The organism is Chromobacterium subtsugae, from assembly GCF_001676875.1.
GTDB classification, from domain to species: domain Bacteria; phylum Pseudomonadota; class Gammaproteobacteria; order Burkholderiales; family Chromobacteriaceae; genus Chromobacterium; species Chromobacterium subtsugae.
The window spans coordinates 1-25,479 of the sequence record NZ_JYKA01000009.1 but is presented as its reverse complement, the minus strand read 5'-3'; the positions used below and the strand labels follow the sequence as shown (position 1 = coordinate 25,479).

Genomic DNA, 25,479 nt, shown 5'->3' with positions numbered 1-25,479 from the left:
ATATCAGCCAAGGAGATGTGAATGCGATATCAAGGGTTCAAGCCGGCCTTCGCCCGGCTGTTTGCCGCGGCGCAAGGCGCGGCGTTGTTAAGCTGGGGAGTATGCGCGGCGGCGGAGGAATTGCCGGCGATACCCTCGCAGCCGCCCTTGTTGTCGCCCTCCAGTGAGGCGGCGGCCAAGCCCAAGCATGGGCCTTTGCAGTTGCAAAACTTCATGGCGCTGCCAGTTCAGCCCGATCGGCCGTCCCGGCCGCGGCAAACGGTCAATATGGACTTGGAAATCCGCTATCTGGACGGCGTCATGCGCAATCCGTCGGCGGAGCAAGGCGAGGACCATGTGCGATTGCGCGGCTATCGCCAGTGGTGCGATCCGGATAAGAAAAGCTGCCCGCAGCGCAACGACGCAGCCGAGACGCCGCAGTTTGTCGCGCCCAGGATTGAAGCCAGACCGGGCCAGACGGTGCGGGTCACGTTGCATAACAATCTGCCTGACGATCCCAGCTGCGTATCGCAAGGCGGCAGCGCCAACACGCCGCACTGCTTCAACGGCAGCAATCTGCACACGCACGGCTTGTGGGTGAACCCGGCAGGCAACAGCGACAACGTGATGATTAACATTCAACCTGGCGTTGCCTTCCAGTACGAATACAACATCCCGCAGGAGCACCCGGCGGGCACTTACTGGTATCACACGCATGTGCATGGCTCTACCGCGCTGCAGGTCTCCAGCGGCATGGCCGGCGCCTTGATCATCCGCGGCGATAGGCAGCCTCAGGCCGGCGGGGGCGAAAATGGCCACGGCGATCTGGATACCCTGTTGAAGCCTGTCAAGGGTGGGGCGTTCCAGGAACGCACGCTGGTGTTCCAGCAAATCCAGTACGCGTGCCGCGATCAAGACGGCAAGGTCAAAACCTATCCGGACAAGCGTTATCGATGCGATGCGGGCGATGTCGGCAAAATCGACGGCTATGATTTATTCGGTCCCGGCCAGTGGGAAAAGTCCGGTCGTTATACCAGCATCAATGGCATGGTCATGGGAAAACTGCCGGATGCCACCGTGGGCCAGGTGCAGCGCTGGCGCATGATCCATGGCGGAGTGCGCGATACCATCGCGCTGGAGCTCCGCCTGCGCCGGCCGCATCCGGCCAGGACGCTTGCCGGCCTGACGGCGGAGAAGAGCCAGGACTATGTCGCGCAAGAGTGCACGGGCGATCCGCTGCCGCTCACCCTGGTGGCGGCGGATGGCCTCACTTTAGGGCAGGCGATGCAGAAAACGCGGGTGGTTTTCCAGCCAGGCTATCGTTGGGATGCGTTGATGGTTTTCCCGAAGTCGGGGGATTACTGTCTGATCAACCGAGTGCAAAGTTCCAACGTGGACCGGGTGACGCCCTATACGCGTTTGCTGGGCATCGTTCATGTCAAGCCGGCTGCCGCAGGCAATATGGATGGCTCGCCCGCCGCGATTGAGCGCCATGTGAAAGCGCAGTTGATCAAGGCGGCGCGCAGAAACTATCCGAGCGCGGTAGCTAAGCTGGTTGTGGCGGATCTGGAGCGGGACATAAAGCTGACCCGCTTCGTGCCCCACGCGGATATCCTGGCGAATGAGGTGACCGGTCGCCAGAGGCTGGCGTTCAATATCGATACCACTTCGGTGCCGGGGGCGTCGTTTTATCAAGTAGACGGCAAACCTTACGATGGATCGCGGATGGATCGCGTATTGCCGCTTGGAGGCGTGGATGAATGGACGCTGACATCGGACTTTGTCAGCCACCCTTTTCATATCCACGTCAATCCGTTCCAGATAGTCAAAATTCTGGATAACAAAGGCCGGGATGTCAGCGATCCCCAAGGGGTGCCGGGCGCCGATGAGGACGATGAGCAGTACCGCGGCATGAAGGGGATGTGGAAGGATACCTTGTGGATCAAGAACCTCTACTCCGGCGATCCTAATTCCAGTCTGAACAAGGATACGGGCAAGTACACCTTCATCGTGCGCACCCGCTACGAGCGCTACATCGGCGATTTCGTCCTGCACTGCCACATCCTGGACCATGAGGACCAGGGCATGATGCAGAACGTGCGCATCGCGCTGCCGGACGAAAAGGGCAATCCGACCAGCGGGCATCATTGAAGCATCCGTGGCTTTGCCTGGCCCGTCGCCGGGCCAGGTTGGCGGGGCCGTGGCAACGTTGCCGGGGAGTTTCCAGCTGACGACTCGGGGAGTCATGCAGCTCCGCCCAGTTGCGCGCTGTGCCATGTTTGCAGACGAGATTAGAAACACTATTAACCCGCACTCGTGACGGAGGGAAAAATGCTGATATTTGCGACATCAGGGCACCGAAGCACTGTGATGCGAGCTTCGCTTGAGGTTGGGCAGGCGGCCAGCTTTTCTCAACAGCTGGATGCGGCAAAGTCTACTCGCTTCTTACCCGCTCAAGCCAATCCCCCGGCGCAGCTCAATCTGAAAAGCGTCACCACGGAGGAGGCTTATGATGTGCTGTCGGGTTTGGCCAATACCGGAAAATTGAGTTCGGAAGAGTTCCAGAACCTGATGCCGACGATTTATATCCGGCTGCTCAATGAGCAGCAGGGCCCGCCGCAAGCAGAGCGGTTTGACTTGCTGGCCGACACGCAAAGCCTGATGGAAAGCAGCAAGGCATTTGGCACTTTGGCTCAGGTGCGCGCCGAACGCAGCGGGCTTGAGGCTCTGAAAGCTTACCAAGGCAATCGCTGAGATTGGCGCTGGATTTGTAAAGAAAGCACCGCTTAGCAATGCCGGGGTGGGGGCTGCAGAATGAAATGAAGATCATCGTGTAGCAAAATGAAAGTCGGATGTGATCTTGGTTGGATCCAGCGGATGAATTCAAATGGATGGCAGTCCATTCCAATTCTGACCCTGTCAGATACCCTTATGTCATGGATTTTCAGGGATAAGTTCGGCTGCAATTTCCCTTTTCTTTAGTTTTGCCTTTAACCATTTTCTGGAGACGCATTCTTTCAAGAGGGTGAATCTCAGGAAGTTTGGAATAATCAAGGCCTTCCTCCATCATAATAATAATGGTTATCAAATAATTCGCCTTGATAATGTCATTTTCGGTGCTATGTTTTTTGTATAGGCGAAATTCATTTCGTTTATAAGTTGGTGATTTGCAGCAGACTGCCGCATCGCAAATTCAGCCTTGTTGAAGGGCCGTCATTATCTGATTCAGACTGTTTTTTGCATTGCTTTCCCGCCGTGTCGCTTTTCTACAAATGAATAACCACGCGAGGTTTCCATGTCTGAAAAGAAAATTGCTCAAACCCCAATCCCTCCCTATCCGGAATATTCGGATGAGCTATTGAGTCAGCCGGCTGACTATGGCGTGCTGAAGCAGCTGGAAGGCACATGGGTGAATTACAATCCGGACAAGAAAGATGTTGGGTGGGGGCTGCATACCACCTGTATGCCGTCGCCGGGGACCAATTCAGAAACCATTTTTGGCATATTCCATTTCCTCTGTGAAAACTATACCGAGGAACTGACGTTTTCCCTGGTGGATGGCGGCGTGCGTAATCGCGGCGGCACAAACGAACAGTTTGCCGGCGCGGTGAAATACAACCAAAGCATACAGCGTGTCAGCGACGGCGTTGGGATTCACGAAGAAGATGGGATGTATCTTTGGATGAATCCTATGTACAACCATGCGGCTACGGAAGAATCCGTTATTTCAGACAACGGCTTCCCCGGCATTGCCATCGGCGCCGGCGCCAGCGGGCCAAACTATGTGCCGCCGTATTCCATTGCGCGCAGCGGGACGATACCCCATGGCAGCGCGATCATGATTACCGGCGGCTTTCAGGCGGATATCCCCGGCAAACCGGACTATCCTGCCGGCGCCGATTGCTGGACCCAGCCTTTCACCCAATCGTGGCCGACTACGCCGCCGCCGGAAGACGATACCATCGTGCCGGCAGCCATTGCGGCCAATCCCGTGCCCTTGGCGGGTTCGCCGCTCGCCATTTCACCCAGCATGGGCGCAGCCGCCTTGTTGTCGGTAGGGGATGGCTCGCCGCCGGCGCCGCTCAATCTCGACGCGCCCGCGCTGGCATGGGCGTTTGATAAGTCCTTGCCTACCACCCAGCCCGACAGCAATCTGACTTATTTCCAACGCATTGTCGCGCATCCCAACTATCCGTATTCCGTTCGCCCGAATTTGCGATTGCGTGACGCGATCAAGGATCAGCGCATGGAAAAATACACGTTGATTCAGCTCACCAGCAAACACAACGGCGGCCCGCAAGGCGGGATTTTGAATACCCCGTTTGTCAGCACCTTCGCCAATGTGACGGAAATGAGCCTGAATTTATGGATACAAACCGTGATAGACAGCGATGGTTGCGAGGTATTGCAGCTGCAATACGAGCAAGTGCTGTTCTTTGAATTCATGTTCGGCTCAAATGGCCAGGTGACGCGCTGGCCCCATATTCAGGTGAATACCTTGAGAAAGAAGCCGAGCGGCAAGATTCCTTTGAACTACTAGGCATGGTTTGACAACAGGCGGATTCCAGCTGGAGTGCGGCCGTTGAAATGAAAACACCGCTTCGCCACGCTGAAGCGGTGTTTTTTTATTGTGCTGCGCGGTCAGCTGGCGAACTTATCCAGCCGCTGCGCCAGCCGCAGCTGGCAAGCGGTGGCCAGCTTGAGCAGCTCCGCGCTGGTGGCCGGCATTTGGCCGGGCGGGGCGATCAACTCCGCCATGCCGCTGAGCGTGGAGACGCTGCTGCTCAGGCCGATCAGCCTGCCGTGCGGCCAGCGCTGCTTGTTGTTGGGCGCGTAATCCAGCGCCACCACCCAGCGCGAATGCTGCCAGGTGCCGGGTTCGCTTAGCACCGCCTCCATCACCGCGCGGCTAACCTGCTGCGCCGCCTCCGCGGCGAGGGCCAGCGCCAGGTGCAGGGTTTCCGCCGTATGGGCCGCGCCGGCCTCCTGCAGCAAGGACGGGCGGGTGGCCTCCAGCCACCAGCGCCGCAGCCGCCGCGCGCCCGGTTTCTTGATGCGGCGAAACACTTCGTCCAGCTCGCCTTCGGACAGGCACAACACCGGCTCCGCCTCATCCACCAGCCGCAAGGGCCGGCCCAGCGGCTCGCCCAGCGCCTTCAGCAAATCCTTTACCTCCAGCTTCATGCACGCGGCCACCTCCGCCGCCACCAGCCAAAACCCCTCCGGCCGCCGCACCACCCGCATGGCCAAGCCCTTGGCGAAATCCAGCCGCAACGGCGTGTTCACCTGTTGATCGATAGCCGCATTCATGGCCGGGCCTCCCCAATCCAACGCGCAAACTGCGCCGCCAAAAACGCAAGGCGATATGCGGCGCGTAGGCGTAACGATGCACGCGATACGTGGCGGGGAGGGCGAATAAGGGGAGGGGAAAGAGAAACGACAAATACAAGACGAGCATCCATGATCATGGACTCCTGACGGTTTTGTCTAAAGCGCCCCCTGTTGAGAGGGGCGGCCGGGTACTTCAACACCGCCGTCAGACGGCCCGCAGATTTCCCCCGTTGCCGGGGTATTGTATGGCTGCACGCTACCCGGCCATAAGCTTTGGACGCGCCGAGTGAGCGGCACGACAGGAAACCTATGGACGCAAAAAAGCCACGACTTACGGGCGCGGGCTAAACCGCTGACGGAGTGGTGTGTTGAGCACCAGCGGTCAATTTAACAGTGACGCTGCTTGGGGTCAATCCGCCAAGTACGGGGCAGGTAGCTTGGACAGCATAAAATTTGATAGAAGTGAGGATGCCATGGTAATGCGATTGATTCTAATCGAGAACGATATGGAAATGTCAGCGCGAGGTGAAGCAAAATATATCCTGTTTGCGCTGTTCCTTATGGGCTATGCTCCTTCTTCATTTCCCTTTGTTGAGAAATAATAGCCGACAACACTGCCTAAAATGGTAGTGCAGAAGGTTAGCACTTCGTGAAAGTATTCGTTACGGAATATGCCAAATAGCAGTATTAGAACAGTAGAAATCAATACCAATATTAATGAAAGAACAGGTTTTGTTCTGTGGTTAAGCCGATAAGTCATCGTGTCTGTTTTACCGAGTCCTCCGCATGTGCCACAGGCAAGACCGTAGTAAGGGCCTTTTTTAAGTTCATTTTTGGTTTCGCAGACTTTGCAGCTGGAGCCATCCGGCCCGCTGTTGCAGGTGCCTGACCCTTTGCAATGAGCGCAGGCGTGGAGGAGGTTATGTTCTGAAGTCATGGCCGAGCGAGATCATTTTTGTATATGTCAATTGTGCCATTGTCTGTCATGTTTTAACAGAGCTATTTCGAAATTTAGAACTTCAGTGACGAATAAATGTCCTGTGTCGCGATTTGTTCAAAATAATGCGCTCGGGTTTAAGCTTCTACTTGTTTGAGTGCCACGAGGTTAGCGCGGCGTGAATTCGGTAATTTCTGGCGGGGTTTGACCATTTTATTCTATCGCGTGGTAAGCGCTTGGCTTTGAAAATCCCACCACCCCCACCGTGCTACGCTATTGCTTTGCTACGCTGAAGATTTGTCACTTGGAGATTTTTTGATTTTTCTAATGTAAATAATGCGAATTTTGTCATTAAATACTCCACCAAAGAATGATCCAATTTTCAGCTTGATTTCAAAATCCTCATCTTTTGATGTATAAACCTTCATGATGATTACGACAGGCCAACGGTTTTTTGAGGATTGCATAGATCGGATATAGCAGCCAGTGTAATTTTTCTGTAACCAATCCTTTGCCATGTCTCGAGCGATGTTTTCACGACGCTTGTTTTCGAGTGATATGCCGTAAATTAATAATGGTGCGATGAAGAATGCTGGTAAGATTTTTTCCCACGGCATTTCGTAACATCTCTCTAAATGGTCATCTTAATGGGTGCTTCAACTTTTCAGTAAACGTTGGGCTTCACAAGTTCAGCCCAACCTACCGTGCTGAGTGTAAATGGTGAAGTCATCAAGAGCATCTTGAATGACGCCTGCAAGTTCTTCCGCGTGTTTGGCTGGAATGTCTAATATTGCTTGCTGAAATTTCATCTTATCAATCTTGCCAAAATTGCGTGCTACTCCTGCAAGTCCATAAATAGCGCATCTATTTATATCTAAATCTTCATCGCCGATATGTGTCAGTAGAAAGGTTTGAGTCCACTCGAAGTCATCGATGCTGGATAGGCTGGTTAGCATTTTGCAAATAAGGAATTTGTCATCTGATTTTGAAATGACTTTGGCTTCTTCTTTTGAATAGTTTTCTTCAGGCAGAAATTGCATTTATGCTGCTCCATCTTTTATGGATTTTATTTTAGTGAGAATACACTTATTTTTAGCACTGACCAGTTTTATAACCAGTCCCAAGGCTTTAAGCTGCCGCTTGTTCGACTCGGCGCGACGGTAGCACACCGCTAGTTCCGGCAGCTCCCCGAGTCTGGTTTGAAAGATGGGGTTTCGCAGCGCTGTAGGGGTGGCCTGGGGTTGCAAGCGGATTGGCCGCGCAATCTCCTTGCCCGTTTGCCGGGCGGAACCGGCATATCAAACATTATCCGCGAAGCGGATTCCAAAAATGTGATCTTACCATCCCAATTGGGTACCCCTGTTGCGCGGTAAACGTTGGGCTTCACAAGTTCAGCCCAACCTACCGTGCTTAATGTCCAACAGCAGAGTTCAACAGCCTCCGAAGGAGGTCCGCTGGGATGATGGTTAAAAGTTACTTAAACGTGAGCTTCAAAAAGATTGAGCAGCTTGCGATGTCGCGCGGTGCAGTACTTAAAGCCGAGCTATGTTATGAGCGAGGATTTTTTGGCCGATTTCGAAATCATGGAGATGGGCTTCTTCCTCTCTCTCCCCTTGTCTGTATTTAAAGAAGTTTCTTCCATCTTTTATTTGCCCAATTATTGATGAGTCATAGAGTCTTTCAATTACCATATCAACAGTTAATTCTGATTCGGGAGGGATTACTTTTCTTATGTAATTCTGAAAGTCAGAGTATTCTATTCCAATCTCTTTGTTATTTCTGGTGATAATTGTTATGGCATCATCTACCACGCTTCTGGGTAGGTGGGCAATTAATTCATTTTTTATTTCTTTTATCATTTCAGACTTGTACTTTTTCAATATTTTATCTAGTCTGTATTTGTCCATTGGTAATGCAAACGGTGTCTCTCCAATATCTAAAAACATAAGTAGAAAGTCTCTTGGTTTGTGAAAGGATCGGTCCAAGAGGTACTTAAACGGAAAGCTTATGCTTAAGAACTCTTCTAGATAACTGCTGGTTTTATTATTTTTTGGATATTATTTTTTACAAAATTGTGTTTTAATCTTTTTTCTATGAATTCATTTAGCTTGTTGAATTTTTCTGCCTCGCCTTTTAAGTTATTATCGTGCCATTTTATTTTATATGCATATGAGGATATTGCCTTTGCGCTTCCAGCTTCATGGCTTTCTATTCTTCTTATGATATCATCTCGCATTAGTAATATAGTTTTGGCATTTCCTTCGCGGCATATCTCATTGTTAAAATTTCGCGCCGCGGTTATTAATGAATATCCATTTGCTATATGTGTTGAGTTTTTTGCATTGAAACCATGATCAAGGTCATCCAAGATAATTAAATACGAGTTTTGAGATTCTCTACATTTTTCTTCTGTTAAAATTTTACTTAAAAGTTCCTCAAGTGAGGGAAGTACTTGTAAAAATGATGGCTTTTCTTGGTCTAGCTTTTTTTGTTCCCCACCTATAATCTTTAATATGCTTTTTAAGGGAGAGATGTCAATCTTAATATCTTTCTGATTGCTTATTGCTTTTATGCTGTATTTGTCAAAATCAACATATCCTGAGTTTATTTCTAGAAATTTTTTTATATTTTCTTGTTCCTTATGGTCTAGAGATTGACTATTGCTTATTAATTTTAACATTTGAACACTCAGCACCCATCTTGATACACTTTCGTAGTCAAAGTCTTTTCCGCAGGCTGAAACAATTCCATCAATATCTAAATCATTTTTTCTTAATGTTTTGCAGAAAAAATTCGCTATATTATTAGATTCAATGTATTTTGCAAAGGCAGATTTCCCCGTCCCTTTTTTTCCAACAAGTATAAACCTGGAGTCATCTAGATTCTCGATTAGATTTATGTTGGTATAGAGGGTTGTGAATGGGATTTGGGAGTTATTATGCGCTTCGGCTTCTGCTTCGGGGTAGCCAAGGAAAAAATTCTTTGTGGTACGATGTTTAATGGGTGCTGTTTGTTTAGTATTGCCAGTATTATTTTTTATGTTATTAAATATTCCCATGATTAACTCCAGAAAAAAAGACACACTCGAAAGTGTGCCTTTTGTATAAAATCCTGTCAATAATCTATGTCAAATCAATCCCAGCTCAACGCCCCGCCAGTCTGATACTCGGTAACCCGCGTCTCGAAGAAGTTCTTCTCCTTCTTCAAGTCGATCATCTCGCTCATCCACGGGAAGGGGTTGTTCACGCCCGGGAACAGCTGATCCAGGCCGATCTGCTGCATGCGGCGGTTGGCGATGAAGCGCAGGTATTCCTTGAACATGCTGGCGTTCAGGCCCAGCACGCCGCGCGGCATGGTGTCTTCGGCGTACGCGTATTCCAGCTCCACCGCGTGCTTGAACAGCTCGGTCACTTCGGCCTTGAAGCTTTCGGTCCAGATTTCCGGTTGTTCCAGCTTGATGGTGTTGATCAGGTCGATGCCGAAGTTGCAGTGCATGGACTCGTCGCGCAGGATGTACTGGTACTGCTCGGCGGCGCCGGTCATCTTGTTCTGGCGGCCCAGCGCCAGGATTTGCACGAAGCCGACGTAGAAGAACAGGCCTTCCATGATGCAGGCGAACACGATCAGCGATTTGAGCAGCTTCTGGTCGTTTTCCAGGGTGCCGGTCTTGAAGGCCGGGTCGCACAGCACGTCGATGAACGGAATCAGGAATTCATCCTTGTCGCGGATGGATTTGATTTCGTTGTAGGCGTTGAACACTTCGCCTTCGTCCAGGCCCAGGCTTTCCACGATGTACTGGTAGGCGTGGGTGTGGATGGCTTCGTCGAAGGCCTGGCGCAGCAGGAACTGGCGGCATTCCGGGCTGGTGATCTGGCGGTAGGTGCCCAGCACGATGTTGTTGGCGGCCAGGGAGTCGGCGGTGACGAAGAAGCCCAGGTTGCGCTTGACGATGCGCATTTCGTCTTCGGTCAGCTGGCCGGTTTTCCACTGTTCGATGTCGCGCTGCATGTTCACTTCTTGCGGCATCCAGTGGTTGGCGCACTGCGCCAGGTATTTTTCCCAGGCCCATTTGTGCTTGAACGGCACCAGTTGGTTGACGTCGGTGGTGCCATTGATCACCTTCTTGTCCACCGCGTTTACGCGGCCGCTGCCGTGGCTGGCGGCATTGGCGGCTGCGGACGGCGTGGAGGGGAGGGTGTCTTCAAAGTTCAGCATGGGTGCTCCTGTATCGTCTTCGGTTGCCGCGCGGGGGCGCGGCGGCGGTTCTATGCGGATTTTACTACGTGTTCTCTGCGTTGTTGCGCGGCTTGCGCCGGCTGCAGCTGACAATGCTGGATGATGCGGACCTCGCCCGGCGCCGCGGCGGGCTCCGGCTGCGGCGCCGGCACGATGGCGGCGTGGGCGCCGGCATTCACCATGGCGGGGCGGCGGCCGGCCACGCTTTTGCGCAGCAGGTAATAGGCGGTGGTGCTCATGGGCTCTCCCGGCTTAGAAGCGCAGTTGCTGGGCCAGTTGGCGGATCAGCACGCGTTCGCGCGCTTCCTCCTGCTCCAGCTGCTCCTGCAGCCGGTTGCGCGCCGCGCGCAGCTGCCGCAGCTGGCGGTATTGCTGGTTGGCGGCGGCGATGTCGTGCTTCAGGGTTTCGATTTCCTGCTGCAGCTCTTCGGGCTGGCAGTACACCACCAGGGTGTCGCCTTCTATCCAGGCTTTGCGCCAGCGCTGGGCGCGCGGGACGCGGCGCGATTCCTGGAAGTAGTCCTTCCATTCGTTGGGCGGCGCCAGGTTGAGCTGCAGGTACAGGTTGAACAGCAGGAACTGCTTGTCCGGATTGTGGGATTTGTCTTCGCAAAAGCCGGTAATGCCGATGTTTTCAAATGTCTGCATCTTGTCCTCCCAAGGCGCTGCCAGTTGCCGTGCGCGGGGCGCCTTGCCGCGGCCCCTGCGGTCCATCCCGAAGCCGTCTGTCGCCAAACGGCTTGAGGATGCGATGGCTAGGCCATCATTGGCGTTTCCTGTTCCGGCGCGGTGTCGTACTGCACCACGCCGTAGATCTTCCAGTGGCCGTCCACCCGTTTCAGGTGGTAGCCGGTGTGGTAATGCCAGGCGGACTGGCCGCTGCGCTCCACGGTCCAGGCCACTACCGCGCTGGCGGCGTTGGCGCCCATCGCCTGCACGCTTTCCAGCCGGTGGCTGGCGCTGAGGAAACCCTGGCTGCGGTACCACGCCAGCAGCGAGGCGGTGGTGGCTTCCAGCGCGGCCATGTCGGGCCAGCAGGCCAGGTCGCCATGGTGGATGGCGGTGAACGGCACGGTGAAGTGATGGGTCACGCCGGCCGTGTCCAGCTGCGAATAGCTGTGCTGGTATTGTTTGAAAAAGGCTTCCAGGCTCATGGTCGGTTTCGTCGCGGTGATGGGGCCGGGCGGCGCGTCATTCCACGGGGGGATGGTCGGCAAACCCTTGTGGAATCAGGCTTTGCGCGGCGCATGCCATCCGTGTTCAGACTGTTTTCTCAGTGCTTCAAGGTTAGCATATCTGGTGTATTAGATGTGAATTTCTACAATATCTAGTGAAATTTGTGGTGGTGTGCGGCCGGCGGCGGCATAGCTTGTGGTTGGCGGCCCGGCGCGGGCGGCGCTTTGGCCGGAAACGGGCGGCGTTGTTTTTTCGCATATGCGCGCCCGGGCCCGAGGGCCGGGCCAAGACGGCCCTTCGGCGCGCGGCAGGCTGCGGCCGAAGGGTGCGAGGCTACCGGAGGCGAAACCGGATTGCAAGCCGGCTTCGCCGCGCCGGCGGGTCAGGAGGTTTTGCCGGACAGGGAGTCCTGCACCAGCGAGAAGAAGTGGTCGTACATCTTGGGGTCGGTCACGGTGGAGGTTTTGGAGTCGCCGTTGGTGTCCCAGATGGTGACCTTGAAGCGGGCGCGCACCAGCGTTTCGCCATCCTGGTCGGGGCGCACCGTCACCAGCGCGCTGACGCTTTCGTGGTCGGGCTTGGCCTGCAGCGGAATGCCCTTGGCCTTGAAGATGGCGCGGATGGCTTCGCGCCAGCGCACGCCGATCACGCGGTTGAGTTCGCCTTCCACCAGCATGGTTTCCTGGTCGGCCTTCACCGGCTTGAAGCCCATCGCCTGCAGCGCGGAGCTGCTGGCGTTGACGGCGGAGGGAGGCTGCACGCGCTGGTAGGTCTTGTCCTGGATCTGGGCCAGCGTCTGCTGCTCGGCCGGGGTCAGATCCACGGTGACTTGTTTGGAGCTGAGTTTCAGCAGCCGGCTGCCGCCGTCGCCGGTCACCCTTTCGTTGGGATTGGGCGTGGAGCAGGCGGCGAGGGCGGCGATGACAAGCAGCGCCGGCAACGCAGCACGGCTGCGGCGCGGCGCGCGGATGGCGGGTATGGGGCTGGGGTGCGCCATGGAAATCTCCGGATGAAAACGGCTCCATCGCCTGTGGGAAGGCGATGGGGTGGGGTTGACGGGGGGCGCTTGCGCGCCGCGGTAGCAATATGTTGATTGTCTGGACGCGCTTGGGTGCCGCCCCCTGTCAATTGGAACAGGTGTCGCTGGTTTGCCGCTTTAGTTGTGCTGGGCGATCAGGCTTTGCAGCTCGGGGCTGATTTCCGGCAGGAAGGCGGTCCAGTGCGCGCCGTCGGCCGGAGTGTCGATGTCGGGATGGAAGCGGCGCACTTCCTGGGCGAAGCGGCGGCCCATCTCGGCCATTTCACGCAGGTGGCCGGCCACCGACTGGCGGGTCTGGCGCGAGATGTCCAGTCGGTTGGCCTCGGCGTGGCGCAGCGAGTCCACCAGCTTGTCCGCCAGGTCCGGCGCGTCCACCTTCAGCAGGCGGCGGCCGATTTCGTCCTTGCCCAGCAGGTTGGCGATGCGTTCGTCCATGCTCACGCCCACCGCCGGCACGCCGGCTTCCATGCTGGTGACGATGGCGTGGAAGCGCGAGCTGAGCAGCAGGTCGGCGGCGCGCAGCAGGCCGACGATGGCGCGCGGCGGCATGTCGCCGCTGGCGACGATGGGCGGCGCTTGTTCGAAGCGCGCGGCCAGGTCGTTGCAGGCGGCGCGGTCCACCTTGTCCATGCCGATGATCAGCACGCCGCCGCCCGTGTCCTGCTGCCATTGTTTGGCGGCGTGGGCCAGCGCGTCCAGATAGGCGGCATAGCGGCTGCGGATGGATTCGTTGTCCGGGTGGAACAGGATGCTGCCGAAGAACAGTTCGCTGTGCGCGCCGGTTTCGGCCATTTCCTGGGCTTTCACCAGGTCGGGCTTCACCGGCCACCAGAAGGGGTTCATCGGACATACCGCCAGCAGCGGGAAGTCGGCCAGGCCCAGCCGCACCAGCCGCTCGCGCACCGAATCGGCCGGCTCGGCGCGGTAGGTCCAGGCGGTGTCGGCGCCGCCGGTGGCGCGCAGGCCCAGCGGCTGCAGCACGGCTTTGGACTCTTCGTTGCGGCACAGGATCAGCGGGCCGCTGCCCAGGCTGGAAATGAAGGCCGACAGTTCCGGCTCCATCTTGCCGGCCTCGGCGCCGTAGCCCACCGCCAGCCGGCCGCTGGCGACGGCCATGCCCAGCGCGCCGCCCAGCATCGCCGACAGCATGCAGCACAGATTGGACTTGAACATGGAGCCGTCGCAGGCGATCACGCCGTCGTACTCGCGGATGGTGCGGATCAGGAATTCCGGGAAGTAGTCCTGCACCAGCTCCAGCTTGACGTCGTCTTGCAGGTCTTCCGGCAGGTCCACGCCGGTGCCGACCAGGCCGATTTGCACCCGGTCGCGGCCCAGGATGGCGCGCACCTGGCGGATCATTTCCGCCACCCGCACGTCGGAGCCGGTGTTGCCGCCGCCGGCGTAGCCGGCGAACAGCAGCCGCAGCGGGCTGCCGGCTTCGCGCGCCGGCGGCGGCAGGTGGGCGGCTTCGCCTATCAGTTCGGTCAATTGGCTGTACAACACCGGATAGGAGGCGTTGGACGCCAGAAACGCTTCAAGCAGCTTGGACATGGGTCGAGTCCTCTCAGGTGGGGAAGGATAAGGTGAAATCTTGCGCGCGCCATAGGCGCAGCGGGCGCGGCGCGCCATCGTGGGCCAGCGCGGCGGCGTGGCCGTCTTCGGTTTCCAGCGCGTGCAGCCGCCAGCTGTCGCCATGAGCCGACACGAGCCGCGGCCGGCCGGCCTCGTCCAGCGCGATTTCCACGTCGGCCAGGCCGGACAGGCCGCTGCCCATCGCCTTGAGCACCGCTTCCTTGGCGGTCCACATCCGCAGGAAGCGCCGCGCGCCGTCGTCGGCGTCGCCCAGCGCCAGCCTTTCGCCCGCGCTGAAGTAGGATTCGGCGATGCCTTGCCAGTCCAGCTCGCGGCCGTCGCGCTGGGCTTGTTCCAGGTCCACGCCCAGCCGCGCGCCGCGCGCCAGCGCCACCAGCGCGGCGTCGCCGGAGTGGCTGAGGTTGAAGCCCAGCTCAGGATAAGCCGGCAGCCAGGGCTTGCCGGCGCTTTCCGCGGCGAAGTCCAGCGCGGCCGGGTCGGCGCCCAGCGCGGCGGCCAGCAGCTGGCGCAGCGCGTTGTGGGCGGCGGCGTAGCGGGCGCCGTCGCGCGGGCGGATGAACCGCGCCGCGCGCAGGCGCTCGTCCGGCGACAGCGCGTCCGGGCAGGGCGGGCCGTCCAGCGGGATGGAGATCACGTCTATCGCCGCGCCGGGCGAGGCCAGCGCTTGCCGCAACGCGCTCACAGCGGGCAGGCCACGCTGGCGGACAGCGTGGAGGCCACGTGCTGGATCACGGCGGTTTCCATGTCGCGGACGAAGAAGTGCCCGCCGCTGAACAGCTGGCGGCAGAAGCGGGAATGGGTCAGGCGCCGCCAGTCTTCCAGCGCGGCCACTGGCACGTGGTCGTCGTCGTCGCCGCCCAGCGCGGTGATGGGCACGTTCAACAGCGGCGACGAGGCCTGGAAGTGGTCGTTCATTTCCAGGTCGGCGCGCAGCAGCGAAAACACCGCGTGCTTCAGCTCTTCCTCCTGGAACACGATTTCCGGGGTGCCGCCCAGCTGGCGCAGGTAGGCGGTGAGGTCGGCGTCGCCCATCCGGTGCAACTGGGTGCGGTATTCCGGCAGCGGCGGCCGGCGGCCGGAGGCGAACAGGTGCAGCACCTGCGCCTGGCTGCGCTCCAGCGCCTGGGCGGTGGCGAAGGCCAGCGCCGCGCCCATGCTGTGGCCGAACAGCGCCACCGGGCGGTCCAGCAGCGGGCGGATCGCCCGCAATAGCGACGGAACCAGGCGTTCCACGCGGGTATAGGCGTCTTCGCCGTAGCGCGTGCCGCGTCCCGGCAGCTGCACCGGGCAGACGTCGATGAAATCCGGCATGCGATCGGTCCAACTGCGATAGGCCAGCGCCGCGCCGCCGGCGTGGTGGAAGCAGAGCAGCCGCACTTCGGCCCTGGGGCGCGGTTTGCGGAAGATCAGCCAGTTGCCGGTGTCGTGCAGGCCCGGCGGGAGCGATGACGCGGTCTGATGGGTTGTGATCATGATGCGGATTCCTGGTTCGGTCTGAATCTGTGCTCAAGCCGCCCCGGCGCGGCGCGAAGTCCGACCGGGGCGGCGGCCTTATGTAGTTTGTGCTGTTTGCATGTCAATTTTCTTTACTGATGCCATTTTGCATAATTGCGCCGCCAGTGTCTCTATGGTCGGGTAGTTCCAGATCAGCGTCGGCGACAGCTTCAGCGCCAGCCGCTTTTCCAGCCGGGTGAGGATCAGCAGCGCGCGGGTGGAGTCCAGCGTGTAGCTTTCGAAGGTGCGGCGCGGGTCGATGTCGTCGGGCGACAGGTCCAGCTGGGAGGCGATCTGCTCCATCAGCCACTCCTGGATGTCCTCGGCGGCGAACGAGGCCGGCGGCATGGCCGCCGGGGCCGGTTCCGGCCGCAAAGCCTGCTGCGGCGGGGCTTGCGGGGCTTCCATGCCTGTCGCAGGCTGCGGCAGCGGCTGCGCCGCGGCCTGCATCAGCGCGTCGGCCACCGCGGCGGCGCGGCGCGCGGCCGGGTCGGCGAACGGGGTGCCGGCGGCCCAGGCGTTGAAGGCGCCCATGGCCGGGCCGCACCACACCTGGTAGTCCAGCGTCCGCTCCGGCGCGCCCTGTATCGCCCAGCGCGAGGACTGGCCTAAATACCAGCGGAACACCAGGCCCATCCGCACCTTGGGGTCGCGGCTGGCCTGCTCGGCCAGCGCTGGATTGCGCTGCTGCCAGAAAGCCAGCGTTTCGGCCTCCACCGCCGCCAGCGGCTGGCGGAACAGCTGCTGCTCCAGCCGCGCCAGCTCGGCCCGCGGTATGGCCTGCAAGGACGGGTGGGCGCGGTACAGCTCGGCCAGCTGCGCGCCGCGCACGGCGAACAGCGTGCCGCGCTTGAGCACCTGCACCTGCACGCCCAGCTCGAACATGTCGGCGGCCGGGGCCATGGTCACGTCGGCCAGGTCGGCGGCGGCCAGCAGCTTGCGCACCGCCGGCGAGGTGGCGGATTCGACGCAGGCCTGGTTGACCGAGCCGGTGACGACGTAATCGGCGCCCATGGCGAAGGCGGCGGCGATGGCCGCCGGGGTGCTGATGCCGCCGGCCGCGCCCAGGCCGACCCGCGCCGCGGCGGGAAAGACTTCGGTCACGCGGCGGCGCAGCAGCGATAGCGCCGGCAGCGCGCAAACCAGCGACTGGCGGTCGGTGTGGCCGCCGGAGTCGGCTTCCACGGTGACGTCGTCGGCCACCGGCAGCAGCCGCGCCGCCGCAGCTTCCTGCGCCGTCAGCTCTCCGGCCGCCTGCAGCGCGTCCAGGATGGCGTCCGGCGCCGGACGGAAGAAGGGCTCGGCCACTTCGCGGCGCGACACCTTGGCGATCACCCGTTGGCGCGCCACCGCGCCGCCGGCGCCATCCAGGCGGGCGCCCTTGGCGCGGTACAGTACGATGGCCGGGCTGAGCGCCATGAAGGCCGAGGCCTCGATGGTTTCCACGCCCCGGCTCAGGTACAGGTCCACCAGCGCGCGCTCCAGCGCGGGATCGTCCGGAGTGTGGATCAGGTTGAAGCACAGCGGCTTGCCGGGCAGCTCGGCGCGCAGTCGGGCGATGGCGGCGTCGACCCGTTCCAGGCTGAGGCCGGCGGCGCCGAAGCTGGCCAGGCAGCCGGCGCGGCTCAGCGCGATCACCAGCTCTTCGCCGGCGATGCCGTTGGCCATGGCGCCGGCCATATAGGCCAGGCGCAGGCCGTGGCGTTGGCGGAAGGCGGCGCTGCCCAGTTGCTCGGCGCCGCGGAGGGCGGAGGAGGTGGCCTGGATCATAGCGCCGCTCCCTGGGTTTGCGCCGCGGCGGCCGCGGCTTGCGGCAGCGCCGGCTGGCCGGTCAGGCGGATGCCCAGGCCTTCCACCCGGCCCATCACGCGGCCGTTGTCGACCAAGTCGATGTCGGCGATCAGGTAGGGCTCCGGCGTCAGGCCGATCTCGACGATGTCGGCGCGGTAGGTGAAGGTCTGGTTCTGCGGCAGCACCTGAGCGCGGAAGCGCACCAGCGACGGGCGGTGCGGCAGCGGCTGGAAGCGCGCGCCGGTGACGGCGGTTTGCAGGCCCAGCGACAGCGCGTAGGCCTGCAGCAGCTGGAACGCGCCTTCCATCATGCACGGGCCGGGGAAAATCGGATCGTCCTTGAAGTGGGCGCGGATCGCCCAGTGCTGCGGGTTCACCTGGAATTCGGCTTCGCAGCCGCCCAGGCCGTGGGCGCCGCCGGCCGGTTCGATGCTGGTGACGCGGTCGATGAACTGGATGGCGGCGGGCGGCAGGCGCAGCGACGGGTTGCGGCCGCCGCTGGCGTGGGCCGGCGACAGCACCTGGGCGATCTCGCCGCGCGAGATGGCCAGCAGGTCGGCGCCGTCCAGCGAGCGGCGCGGCGGCGCCAGCGGCGGGATGAAGGCGGTTTGCGCCACCTTGCGCGGCGTGCGGTGCTGGTCGGTGATGCCGGCGCCCTTGCTCAGTTCCTCGTAGGTGAAGAAGCCGGCGGTGCAGTGGTCGATCTTCAGCGCCGGGCGGCCGTCCACGCTGGCCAGGAAGTCGGTCTTGAACAGGGTGGCGTCGCCGTTGCGGAAGGACTGGGTGATGTGGATGTCGTACTCCACGCACTGGCCGGCCTGCGGCATCACGTCCAGATAGGTCAGCTGCGCGTCCAGCCAGCGGTAGGCGCGGTTGCCGCGGTTTTCAAAGTCTATGCCCAGCCAGCCCACCAGGAACAGCACGCCCTGGGCGTCCAGCGACAGGTAGGAAACCTGGCCGTCCACCGCGTTCCAGGCCGGCTTCGGGATGTCGTATTCGGTGCGGATGCGGCTGTCTTCCAGCTTGCCGTAAGTGCCGGACAGCGCGGTGACGCGGCTGACCGCCATGAACGGCGCGCCGGGCACCCGCACGCGGCGCGGCAGCCGGTCGATTTCGGCGAATTTCGGCCCCAGCACGTTGGCGACGCGGCCTTCGGCGAATTCCATGATGTCGGCTTCGTTGAACAGCGGCGGCTGCTTGGGCGCGGCCGCCGGGTCGGCGGCGGGCTTGCCGGCCAGCAGGCTGGCGAGCGAGGCGTGGCTGGCGGCCAGTTCGGCGCGGTGGCGCTCGGCTTGTTCAGCCAGTGTGTGCTGCGTGGTTTGGGTGGTGGCGGTCATGGCGTCTTGCGTTGCGGGTTTGAGGGTAAGGATTTTGGAAGGACGGGCCAGCGCCTGGTCCAGGCCTTGCTTGCGCAGCGCCTCGACCAGCGTGGCGGCGATGGGCGGGCGGCAGAAGCACAGGTCCTTGAGCAGGGCCGGTTTTTTCTCTTCAGGCTGGACGCGCAGCGCGGCGGCCAGGTCCAGCGGCACGCGCTGGGCCACCAGCAGCGCCAGCAGCTTGGCCAGCATCGCGGCGTCGTCCTGGTCGCGGCGGGCCAGCGCGAAGGTTGCGTGCGGGCGGCCGCGCAGCGTCTTGCCTATCCAGCGGCTGCAGTTGCCGCCGGGCCCCAGTTCCAGGAACAGCCGCGCGCCTTGCGCATAGGCCTGGTCCACCAGCGCCGGGAAGTCCAGCGGCGACACCAGGTCGCCGGCGACGCGTTCGGCCACCGCTTCCGGGGTCCAGGCGGCGGGCGCGCCGCCGGCGAACAGCAAACCTTGCGGCTGGGCGGAGAGCTGGGCGGTGAAGCGCTCGGCGATGGCGGCGCGCTCGCGCTCGGCCGGCGCGCAGTGCATGGCCAGGCTGTCCGGCGCCGGCACCGCTTCCGCGCCCAGGCGCTGCAGGATGCGGTCGCAGGCGGCGCGCTCGCCCACCAGCGTCACTTCGTCCGGCGAGTTGATCAGGCTGACGTAGGCGCGGGTTTCCTGTTTGGCGGCTTCCACCACGCCGGCGGCGGGCGCCAGCACCAGGTAGTTGACCCAGTCCACCGGCTGGCCGTCGGCCAGTTGCCAGGCTTCGCGCACCGCCTGCTTGTCGCCGGACAGGCGGGTGAGCGAGCCGTCCAGCTCCTGCAGCCGCGCCAGCCAGGCGTCGCCCGGCGTCCAGGCTCCGCTGGCGAACATCATCGTGGCCTGTCCCAGGCTGTGGCCGAATTGCAGCGCCGGCTCCAGGCCGACGCGCTCGGTCAGCAAGGTGGCGTATTGCCAGCCGGACAGGATGCCGGCATTGATCAGCGCCGGATTGTCCTGCAGCAGCGCCTCTTCCGCCTGCATGCGGCCTTCGGCGTCCAGCGGCGCCAGCCGGCGCGGGTACAGCTGTTCGCTGCGGATGGTGGCGGCGGCGTCGCGGTGGGCGGCGGACAGGCGCTCGCCGGCCAGCGGCTCTAGTTGGGCGACGCGGCTGGCGAGGCCGGTGAAGGCGGTGTTCAGCGCGGAATACACGAAAGCCACCTTGCCGTCGCGGCCCAGCGGCGCGGGGCTGAAGCGGCTGCCGCGCGGCGATTGCCAGTCGGCCTGAGCCTTGGGCAGCTGCGCCAGCGCGGCGCGGGCCTCTTCCAGCAGGCCGGCGGCGTCGTCGGCCACCAGCGCCAGCGCCAGCGGCGCCTGCGGGTTGTGGGCCAGCACCGCGGCGCGGCACAGCGCGGCGGCGTCGGCGGCCGGTTTTTCCAGCTCGGCGATGTGGGCTGCCAGCTGGGCCAGCAGCGCATCGCGGTCGGCGGCGGCCAGTGGCAGCAGCAGCGGCAGGGCCGGCGCCACCGCCTTGTTGGCGATGCCGGCCGGCGTTTCCGCCAGCAGCGCCTGCGCCGAGCTGCCGTCGTCGTCGCGCGCTAGCACGGCGGCGACGCGGCGGCCGTCGGCCGGGCGGAACCAGGGGCGGGCGTCGGTCGGCACATAGGCGTGCGCCTCTTCCAGGCCGGCGGGTATCTGCGCGCCGTTCCAGCCGGCCCAGGCCGGCAGGCTGCGGCCGCTCAGGCTGAGCGCGGCGTGCAGCACGCTCAGCAGCGGGGCGGTCATCCGGGTGTGGCCGAACACGGCGGCGGCGCTGGACAGCGCCGGGCGGCCGCCGAGCAGGTCGGCGGCGGGCAGAGGGCCGGCGCTTTCCACCAGCCCGGCGCTGGCGGCGTCCTGGCCGATGCCGGCGCGGATGGATGCGGCAGCGGCCTGTGCCGATTCGCCGAAGCCGGCGCCGCGCCATTCGGCGTAGGCGGCGCGGCCTTGCGCGCGCACCGCGTCGGCCGGCTCCAGCACCAGCGCGCACGCGCCTTCGCCCACCGGGGCGGAGATGTCGGCGCCGCAGGCCTGGCGCACCATCAGGTTTTCAATCGCGCCGGCCAGGTCGATGGCGCCGACCAGCACCGCGTCTGCCTCGCCTTCGGCCAACAGGCGCTGGCCCAGCTCCAGCGCCCGCAGCGCGCCGGTTTCGTCGCCGGTCAGCATGAAGGCCGGGCCGGAGAAGTCCCAGGTGGCGGCGATGCGGCTGGCCAGCAGGCTGCCGACGTAGCTGAGCATCACCACCGCGTCCACCGGGTTGTGCAGCGATTCGCGCACCGCCTGGGTCAGGTTGCGGCGCTCTTCATCGCTCAGTTCGAAGCCGGCGGCGTCCAGGCTGTCCTCCAGCCGCCAGCTGGATTCCCAGCGCGCCATCAGCCGGTGGCCGCTGTGGTCCATGGCGCTGGCGATGATGACGGCGGTGCGGCTGCCCGGCGCGATGCCAGCGTCGCGCAACGCGGCGTCGCCCACCGACAGCATCAGCAGCTGTTGCGGGTACATGCGCGAGATGTCGTTGGGCGGCACCCGCAGCTTGAGCGCGTCGATGGCGACGCGGTCGAGGTAGGCGCCCTGCGGCGCCGGGAAAGGCATGCCGGCGTGGCGGCCTTCCGGCAGCGGCCGCAGGCGCGGCTGGCCGGCGGCCAGCGCCCGCGCCACCGCGTTGAGGTCGGGGCAGTCGCCTATCGCCGCGCCCAGGCCGGTGAGCAGCGCGGCGTCGCCGCGGCGGCGCGAAGGCGCGGTTTCCGGCGCGGCCTGGCCGGGGCCGTCCACGATCAGGTGGGCGTTGACGCCGCCGAAGCCGAAGGCGTTGATCGCGGCCCGCTTGTGCCCGGCCGGCCAGGGCGTGGCCTGGGTGATGATGTCCGGCGTGCCGGCGATGTCGCGCGACAGCGGTTTTTCGATGCCGACGGTGGCCGGGATCACGCCGTGGCGCATCGCCAGCAGGGTTTTGACCAGGCCGGCGATGCCGGCGGCGGTCAACAGGTGGCCGACGTTGGACTTCACCGAACCCACCGGCTGGTTGTCGCCGAACACCCGGGCCACGGTTTCCAGCTCCACCCGGTCGCCCAGCTTGGTGCCGGTGGCGTGGCATTCGACATAGGCGATGGTGTCCGGCGAAATGCCGGTTTGTTCGTAGGCGCGGTCGCACGCCAGTTTCTGGCCTTTGGGGTTGGGCGCGGTCAGGGTTTGGCCGCGGCCGTCGCTGGACAGGCCCATGCCGCGCAGCGTGCCGTACACCGTGGAGCGGTGGCTGTCCGGGCGGCGCAGCACCAGCGCCATCGCGCCGTCCGCCGGGGCCACGCCGTCGGAATCGGCGTCGAACGGGCGGTTGGAGGTGCGGTCGGGCAGCGCCTGGGTGGCGGCGAAGCCGAAGTTGGCGAACAGGGTGTCGAAGCCGTTGGCGGCCACCACCAGCATCGCGTCCGCCTCGCCGGAGGCGATGTGCATCGCCGCCAGGTGGATGGCGTACAGCGAGGTGGCGCAGGCGGCGTCTATCGCGTAGCGCGGGCCGCCCAAACCCAGCGCGCGGGCGGTGAGGGTGGTGATGCCGCCGGACACCCGCGCCGATTCCGGATGGGTGCCGCTCTGGAGGCGGCCGGCGGTCAGGCGCAGCGGATGGCCGGGCGCGGCCTCGGCGAAGGCGCTGGCCAGCGCCTCGTCGTACAGCGGGCGGGTGATGGCGTCGCTGGCGGCGCTGGCGGCCCAGGCATAGCTGCCCAGCACCATGCCGACGCGGCTGAGGTCGCCGCCCCATAGGCCGGCGTCGCGCAGCGCGTTGCGGCCGACCTGCAGCGGCCATTGGATGCAGCGGTCTTGCGCGCCCAGCAGCGCGGCCGGCAGCAGGAAGCCGCTGGCGTCGAAGTCATGGCCGCGCGGCTTGGCCAGTTCGATGCTGGAGCTTTGGTCGGCCACGCCGCGGCCGGGGCCGAGGAAGCGGGTGGGGTCCACGCCCCAGTCTTCAGTGTCGGCGTCGCGGATCGAGCGCTTGCCGGCCAGCAGGTTTTGCCAGAATCCATCCAGGGTGTCGGCGTCCGGCACCAGGCAGGCGATGCCGGTGATATCCAGTGGGAACATCATTTTCATACTCTCCTTTCGCGTCCGCTCAAGCCGGGTAGGCCGGGGCGCGGCGGCCGTGGCCGGCCTGTTGATCTGTGGTCGAGTCGTCGGCCGGCATCACATCGCCCACCACGAACTGGAAGCCGCCGGCGCGTTTGCCGGTCAGCGCGGCGCTGAACACCGCGGCGCCGTCGGCGATGGGCAGCAGGCCGACGCCGCGCTCGGCGAACATCTGGCGCAGCGCCGGGGTGACCATGCCGCCCTCCCACGGGCCCCAGGCCAGCGACACCACGCGGCCGCCGGTCTGGCGCGGCAGGTGGAAGGCCAGCTTGCTGAGCGCCTCGTTGGCCATCGCGTAATCGGACTGGCCGAAGTTGCCGGAATAGCCGGCGGTGGACGAGAACAGCGCGATGCGGGCGGGCGGCGCGTCGCGCAGCGCCTCCAGCAGCGTCAGGAAGCCGTCCAGCTTGGGCCGGAACACGGTTTCGATGTCGGCGGCGGTTTTGTCGGCGATGCGGCGGTCGGCCAGGGCGCCGGCGCCGTGCACCAGCGCGGCCACGCGGCCGTGGCGGGCGGTCAGCTCGCGGATGGCGGCGCGGGTGGCGTCGACGTCGCCCAGATCCAGCGGCAGATACGTGGCCTGCGCGCCGGAGGCGGCCAGGGTTTGCAGCGTGGCGCGGACTTCGCGGGCGGCCTGCACCGCGCGGCAGCTGTCTTCCAGCTGGCGCGGCGTCGGGTTTTGCCCGGAGGCGCGCAGATGCTGCAGCGCCTTGCTCTTCAGCGCGGCGTTGTCATCCACGCCCGCCGCCCAGGCCGGGTCGCTCTCCAGCAGCGCGGTGCGGCCGATCAGCACGAAATGGGCCGGCACCTGGCGCGCCAGCGCCTGCACGCAGTGCGAGGTGACGCCGCGGGCGCCGCCGGTGACCAGCACCAGCTCGCCGGCGCGCAGCGGCGCCAGCTCGGCGCCGGCGAAGGCGGCTTCGGCGCCGGGCGCGGCGCAGTCCAGCGTCCAGCGGCCTTGTTCGTCCCAGCCGGTTTCCGCCGGCGCGCCGTCGGCGTCGGCCAATTCCTGCAGCAGGCGCTGCGCGGCCAGGGCCGGGGGCAGCTGCGGCGCCAGGTCGACGAAGCGGGCGGCCACGCCCGGCACTTCATGGCGCAGCGTCTTGACCAGGCCGGCGAGGCCGCCGGACACCGGGTCGCCGTGGGCGGCGCCCGCGGTGCCCAGGCGGCCGTCCAGGCGGGCGACTGCCAGCAGCGCGCTGCGCTGGTTCAGCCAGGGCAGCATTTGGCGGGCGGCGAGCAAGGCCTGGCCCAGGCGTTGGCGGCTGGCCTGGCTTTGATCCTGCGCCTGCAGCAACACGATGGCGCTGGGCGCGCCGTTGGCGGTTTCAATCGCTTCCAGCGCGTCGGCCAGCTGTTGCGGGCCGGCTTCCACCACCGGCGCTTGGCTGGCGGGGCGCACGGCCGCGCCGGCGCGCATCCAGCCGCTCCAGTGCAGGGCGACCGGGCGGTAGCCGGCGCGCGCCAGCTGGTCCACGGTTTCGGCCGCCAGCTCGCCGCCGTCGCCGATCACCAGCACCACTTTGCCAGCAGGGCTGTCATGGCTCGGTTGGGGCGGAGGCAGCGGGACAGCGACCACCGGCAGCGCCTGCCAGGGGGACGCCGGAGCCTGCGTCGCGGCGGCCGGGGCTTGAGCCGGAGCGAGAGCAGTGGCTTCGCTGGCGTAGTTGCCCAGCAGGGCGGCGATTTCCGCCAGGGTGGCGGCGCTGCGCAGCTCGTCGCTGGCCGAGGCGGCGGAGACGCCCAGCGCGTCGCGGACGCTGGAGAGGATTTCCACGCGCTTGATGGAGTCGACGCCTAGGTCGGCTTCCAGCCGCATGTCCAGCGACAGCATGTCCACCGGGTAGCCGGTCTTGTCGGCGACAGTGGCCAGCAGCAACTGGCTGATGTCGGCCGACGGCGCGGCAGTCGCAGCCGGGGCAGCCACCGGAGGCTGAACCGCTTGGGCTTGAATCGGCGCGGCTGCGGGAGCGACAGCCGGCGCGGCGGCAGCCTGGCCGGCGTAGCCGCTCAGCAGGGCGGCGATTTCCGCCAGGGTGGCGGCGCTGCGCAGTTCGTCGCTGGCCGAAGCGGAGGCGACGCCCAGCGCGTCGCGGACGCTGGAGAGGATTTCGACGCGCTTGATGGAGTCGACGCCGAGGTCGGCTTCCAGGCGCATGTCCAGCGACAGCATGTCCACCGGGTAGCCGGTCTTGTCGGCGACGGTGGCCAGCAGCAGCTGGCTGATGTCGGCGGACGGGGCGGCGGCGGCGGCCGGGCTAGCCGCTGGAGCTTGAACCGCTTGAGCCTGAACCGGCGCGATTGCCGGAGCCGGAGCTGTGACGGTTTGGCCGGCGTAGCCGCTCAGCAGGGCGGCGATTTCCGCCAGGGTAGCGGCGCTGCGCAGTTCGTCGCTGGCCGAAGCGGCGGAGACGCCCAAT

Annotated in this window: 20 protein-coding genes; 4 read left to right on the top strand and 16 right to left on the bottom strand. The window is 63.3% G+C overall.

Translation table 11 applies throughout. The annotated features are described in order from the left end of the window. The first annotated feature begins 21 nt into the window (after positions 1 to 21). From MY55_RS12935 to MY55_RS12925, 3 genes are all read left to right on the top strand, one after another. Positions 22 to 2,130: a multicopper oxidase family protein gene (locus MY55_RS12935; RefSeq protein WP_065202467.1), complete on the top strand. Its 2,109-nt coding sequence runs from the start codon at positions 22 to 24 to the stop codon at positions 2,128 to 2,130. Positions 2,131 to 2,310: 180 nt separating this feature from the next. Next, the gene (locus MY55_RS23515) at positions 2,311 to 2,733 is read left to right on the top strand and encodes a hypothetical protein (RefSeq protein WP_157889303.1); all 423 of its coding nucleotides are present in this window, start codon (positions 2,311 to 2,313) and stop codon (positions 2,731 to 2,733) included. Between the two features lie 541 nt (positions 2,734 to 3,274). Beyond that, entirely contained in the window at positions 3,275 to 4,519 is a 1,245-nt protein-coding gene (locus tag MY55_RS12925) for a peroxidase, FMP-type (RefSeq protein WP_157889302.1), read from the top strand. 101 nt (positions 4,520 to 4,620) lie between these two features. Here MY55_RS12925 and MY55_RS12920 read toward each other — a convergent pair whose 3' ends face one another. Further along, a complete protein-coding gene (locus tag MY55_RS12920) occupies positions 4,621 to 5,289 on the bottom strand; it encodes a BRO-N domain-containing protein (protein ID WP_065202464.1) in 669 nt (222 codons plus the stop codon). A gap of 389 nt (positions 5,290 to 5,678) precedes the next feature. Between MY55_RS12920 and MY55_RS23510 the strand changes: the two genes are divergently transcribed. Beyond that, on the top strand, positions 5,679 to 5,912 hold the full coding sequence (locus MY55_RS23510) for a hypothetical protein (RefSeq protein ID WP_157889301.1): 234 nt from the start codon (positions 5,679 to 5,681) through the stop codon (positions 5,910 to 5,912). Between the two features lie 619 nt (positions 5,913 to 6,531). Here the strand turns inward: MY55_RS23510 and MY55_RS23505 are convergent. The 15 genes from MY55_RS23505 to MY55_RS12865 form a co-directional block, all read right to left on the bottom strand. Further along, complete coding sequence (locus MY55_RS23505) at positions 6,532 to 6,864, bottom strand: hypothetical protein (protein ID WP_157889300.1); 333 nt, start codon at positions 6,862 to 6,864, stop codon at positions 6,532 to 6,534. A gap of 72 nt (positions 6,865 to 6,936) precedes the next feature. Continuing rightward, entirely contained in the window at positions 6,937 to 7,287 is a 351-nt protein-coding gene (locus tag MY55_RS23500) for a hypothetical protein (RefSeq protein WP_157889299.1), read from the bottom strand. A gap of 492 nt (positions 7,288 to 7,779) precedes the next feature. Continuing rightward, on the bottom strand, positions 7,780 to 8,193 hold the full coding sequence (locus MY55_RS23495) for a hypothetical protein (protein WP_157889298.1): 414 nt from the start codon (positions 8,191 to 8,193) through the stop codon (positions 7,780 to 7,782). Positions 8,194 to 8,270: 77 nt separating this feature from the next. Beyond that, a complete protein-coding gene (locus tag MY55_RS23490) occupies positions 8,271 to 9,305 on the bottom strand; it encodes a P-loop ATPase, Sll1717 family (protein WP_157889297.1) in 1,035 nt (344 codons plus the stop codon). A 74-nt stretch (positions 9,306 to 9,379) separates the two neighbouring features. After that, on the bottom strand, positions 9,380 to 10,462 hold the full coding sequence (locus tag MY55_RS12915; protein ID WP_043573358.1) for a ribonucleotide-diphosphate reductase subunit beta: 1,083 nt from the start codon (positions 10,460 to 10,462) through the stop codon (positions 9,380 to 9,382). Positions 10,463 to 10,512: 50 nt separating this feature from the next. Next, positions 10,513 to 10,722, bottom strand: coding sequence for a hypothetical protein (locus MY55_RS12910; RefSeq protein ID WP_043573363.1), 210 nt, complete (start codon positions 10,720 to 10,722; stop codon positions 10,513 to 10,515). A gap of 13 nt (positions 10,723 to 10,735) precedes the next feature. Continuing rightward, positions 10,736 to 11,131: a hypothetical protein gene (locus MY55_RS12905; RefSeq protein ID WP_043573366.1), complete on the bottom strand. Its 396-nt coding sequence runs from the start codon at positions 11,129 to 11,131 to the stop codon at positions 10,736 to 10,738. 107 nt (positions 11,132 to 11,238) lie between these two features. Beyond that, positions 11,239 to 11,637, bottom strand: a complete 399-nt coding sequence (locus MY55_RS12900) for a nuclear transport factor 2 family protein (protein WP_043573370.1) — start codon at positions 11,635 to 11,637, stop codon at positions 11,239 to 11,241. Between the two features lie 404 nt (positions 11,638 to 12,041). Next, positions 12,042 to 12,656 (bottom strand): hypothetical protein, encoded by a 615-nt coding sequence (locus MY55_RS12895; protein ID WP_052257949.1) that lies wholly within the window; start codon positions 12,654 to 12,656, stop codon positions 12,042 to 12,044. A 159-nt stretch (positions 12,657 to 12,815) separates the two neighbouring features. Further along, positions 12,816 to 14,249, bottom strand: coding sequence for a polysaccharide pyruvyl transferase family protein (locus tag MY55_RS12890; protein WP_065202463.1), 1,434 nt, complete (start codon positions 14,247 to 14,249; stop codon positions 12,816 to 12,818). Between the two features lie 13 nt (positions 14,250 to 14,262). Then, a complete protein-coding gene (locus MY55_RS12885; protein WP_065202462.1) occupies positions 14,263 to 14,973 on the bottom strand; it encodes a 4'-phosphopantetheinyl transferase superfamily protein in 711 nt (236 codons plus the stop codon). Continuing rightward, positions 14,970 to 15,764: a thioesterase II family protein gene (locus tag MY55_RS12880; RefSeq protein ID WP_052878051.1), complete on the bottom strand. Its 795-nt coding sequence runs from the start codon at positions 15,762 to 15,764 to the stop codon at positions 14,970 to 14,972. Before MY55_RS12880 ends, MY55_RS12885 begins: the two co-directional genes overlap by 4 nt. A gap of 78 nt (positions 15,765 to 15,842) precedes the next feature. Beyond that, complete coding sequence (locus MY55_RS12875) at positions 15,843 to 17,555, bottom strand: PfaD family polyunsaturated fatty acid/polyketide biosynthesis protein (protein WP_065202461.1); 1,713 nt, start codon at positions 17,553 to 17,555, stop codon at positions 15,843 to 15,845. Beyond that, entirely contained in the window at positions 17,552 to 23,020 is a 5,469-nt protein-coding gene (locus MY55_RS12870; protein ID WP_167595297.1) for a beta-ketoacyl synthase N-terminal-like domain-containing protein, read from the bottom strand. Before MY55_RS12870 ends, MY55_RS12875 begins: the two co-directional genes overlap by 4 nt. A 25-nt stretch (positions 23,021 to 23,045) precedes the next feature. Then, positions 23,046 to 25,479: SDR family NAD(P)-dependent oxidoreductase (locus MY55_RS12865; protein WP_157889296.1), on the bottom strand; the 2,434-nt coding region annotated here is incomplete at its 5' end.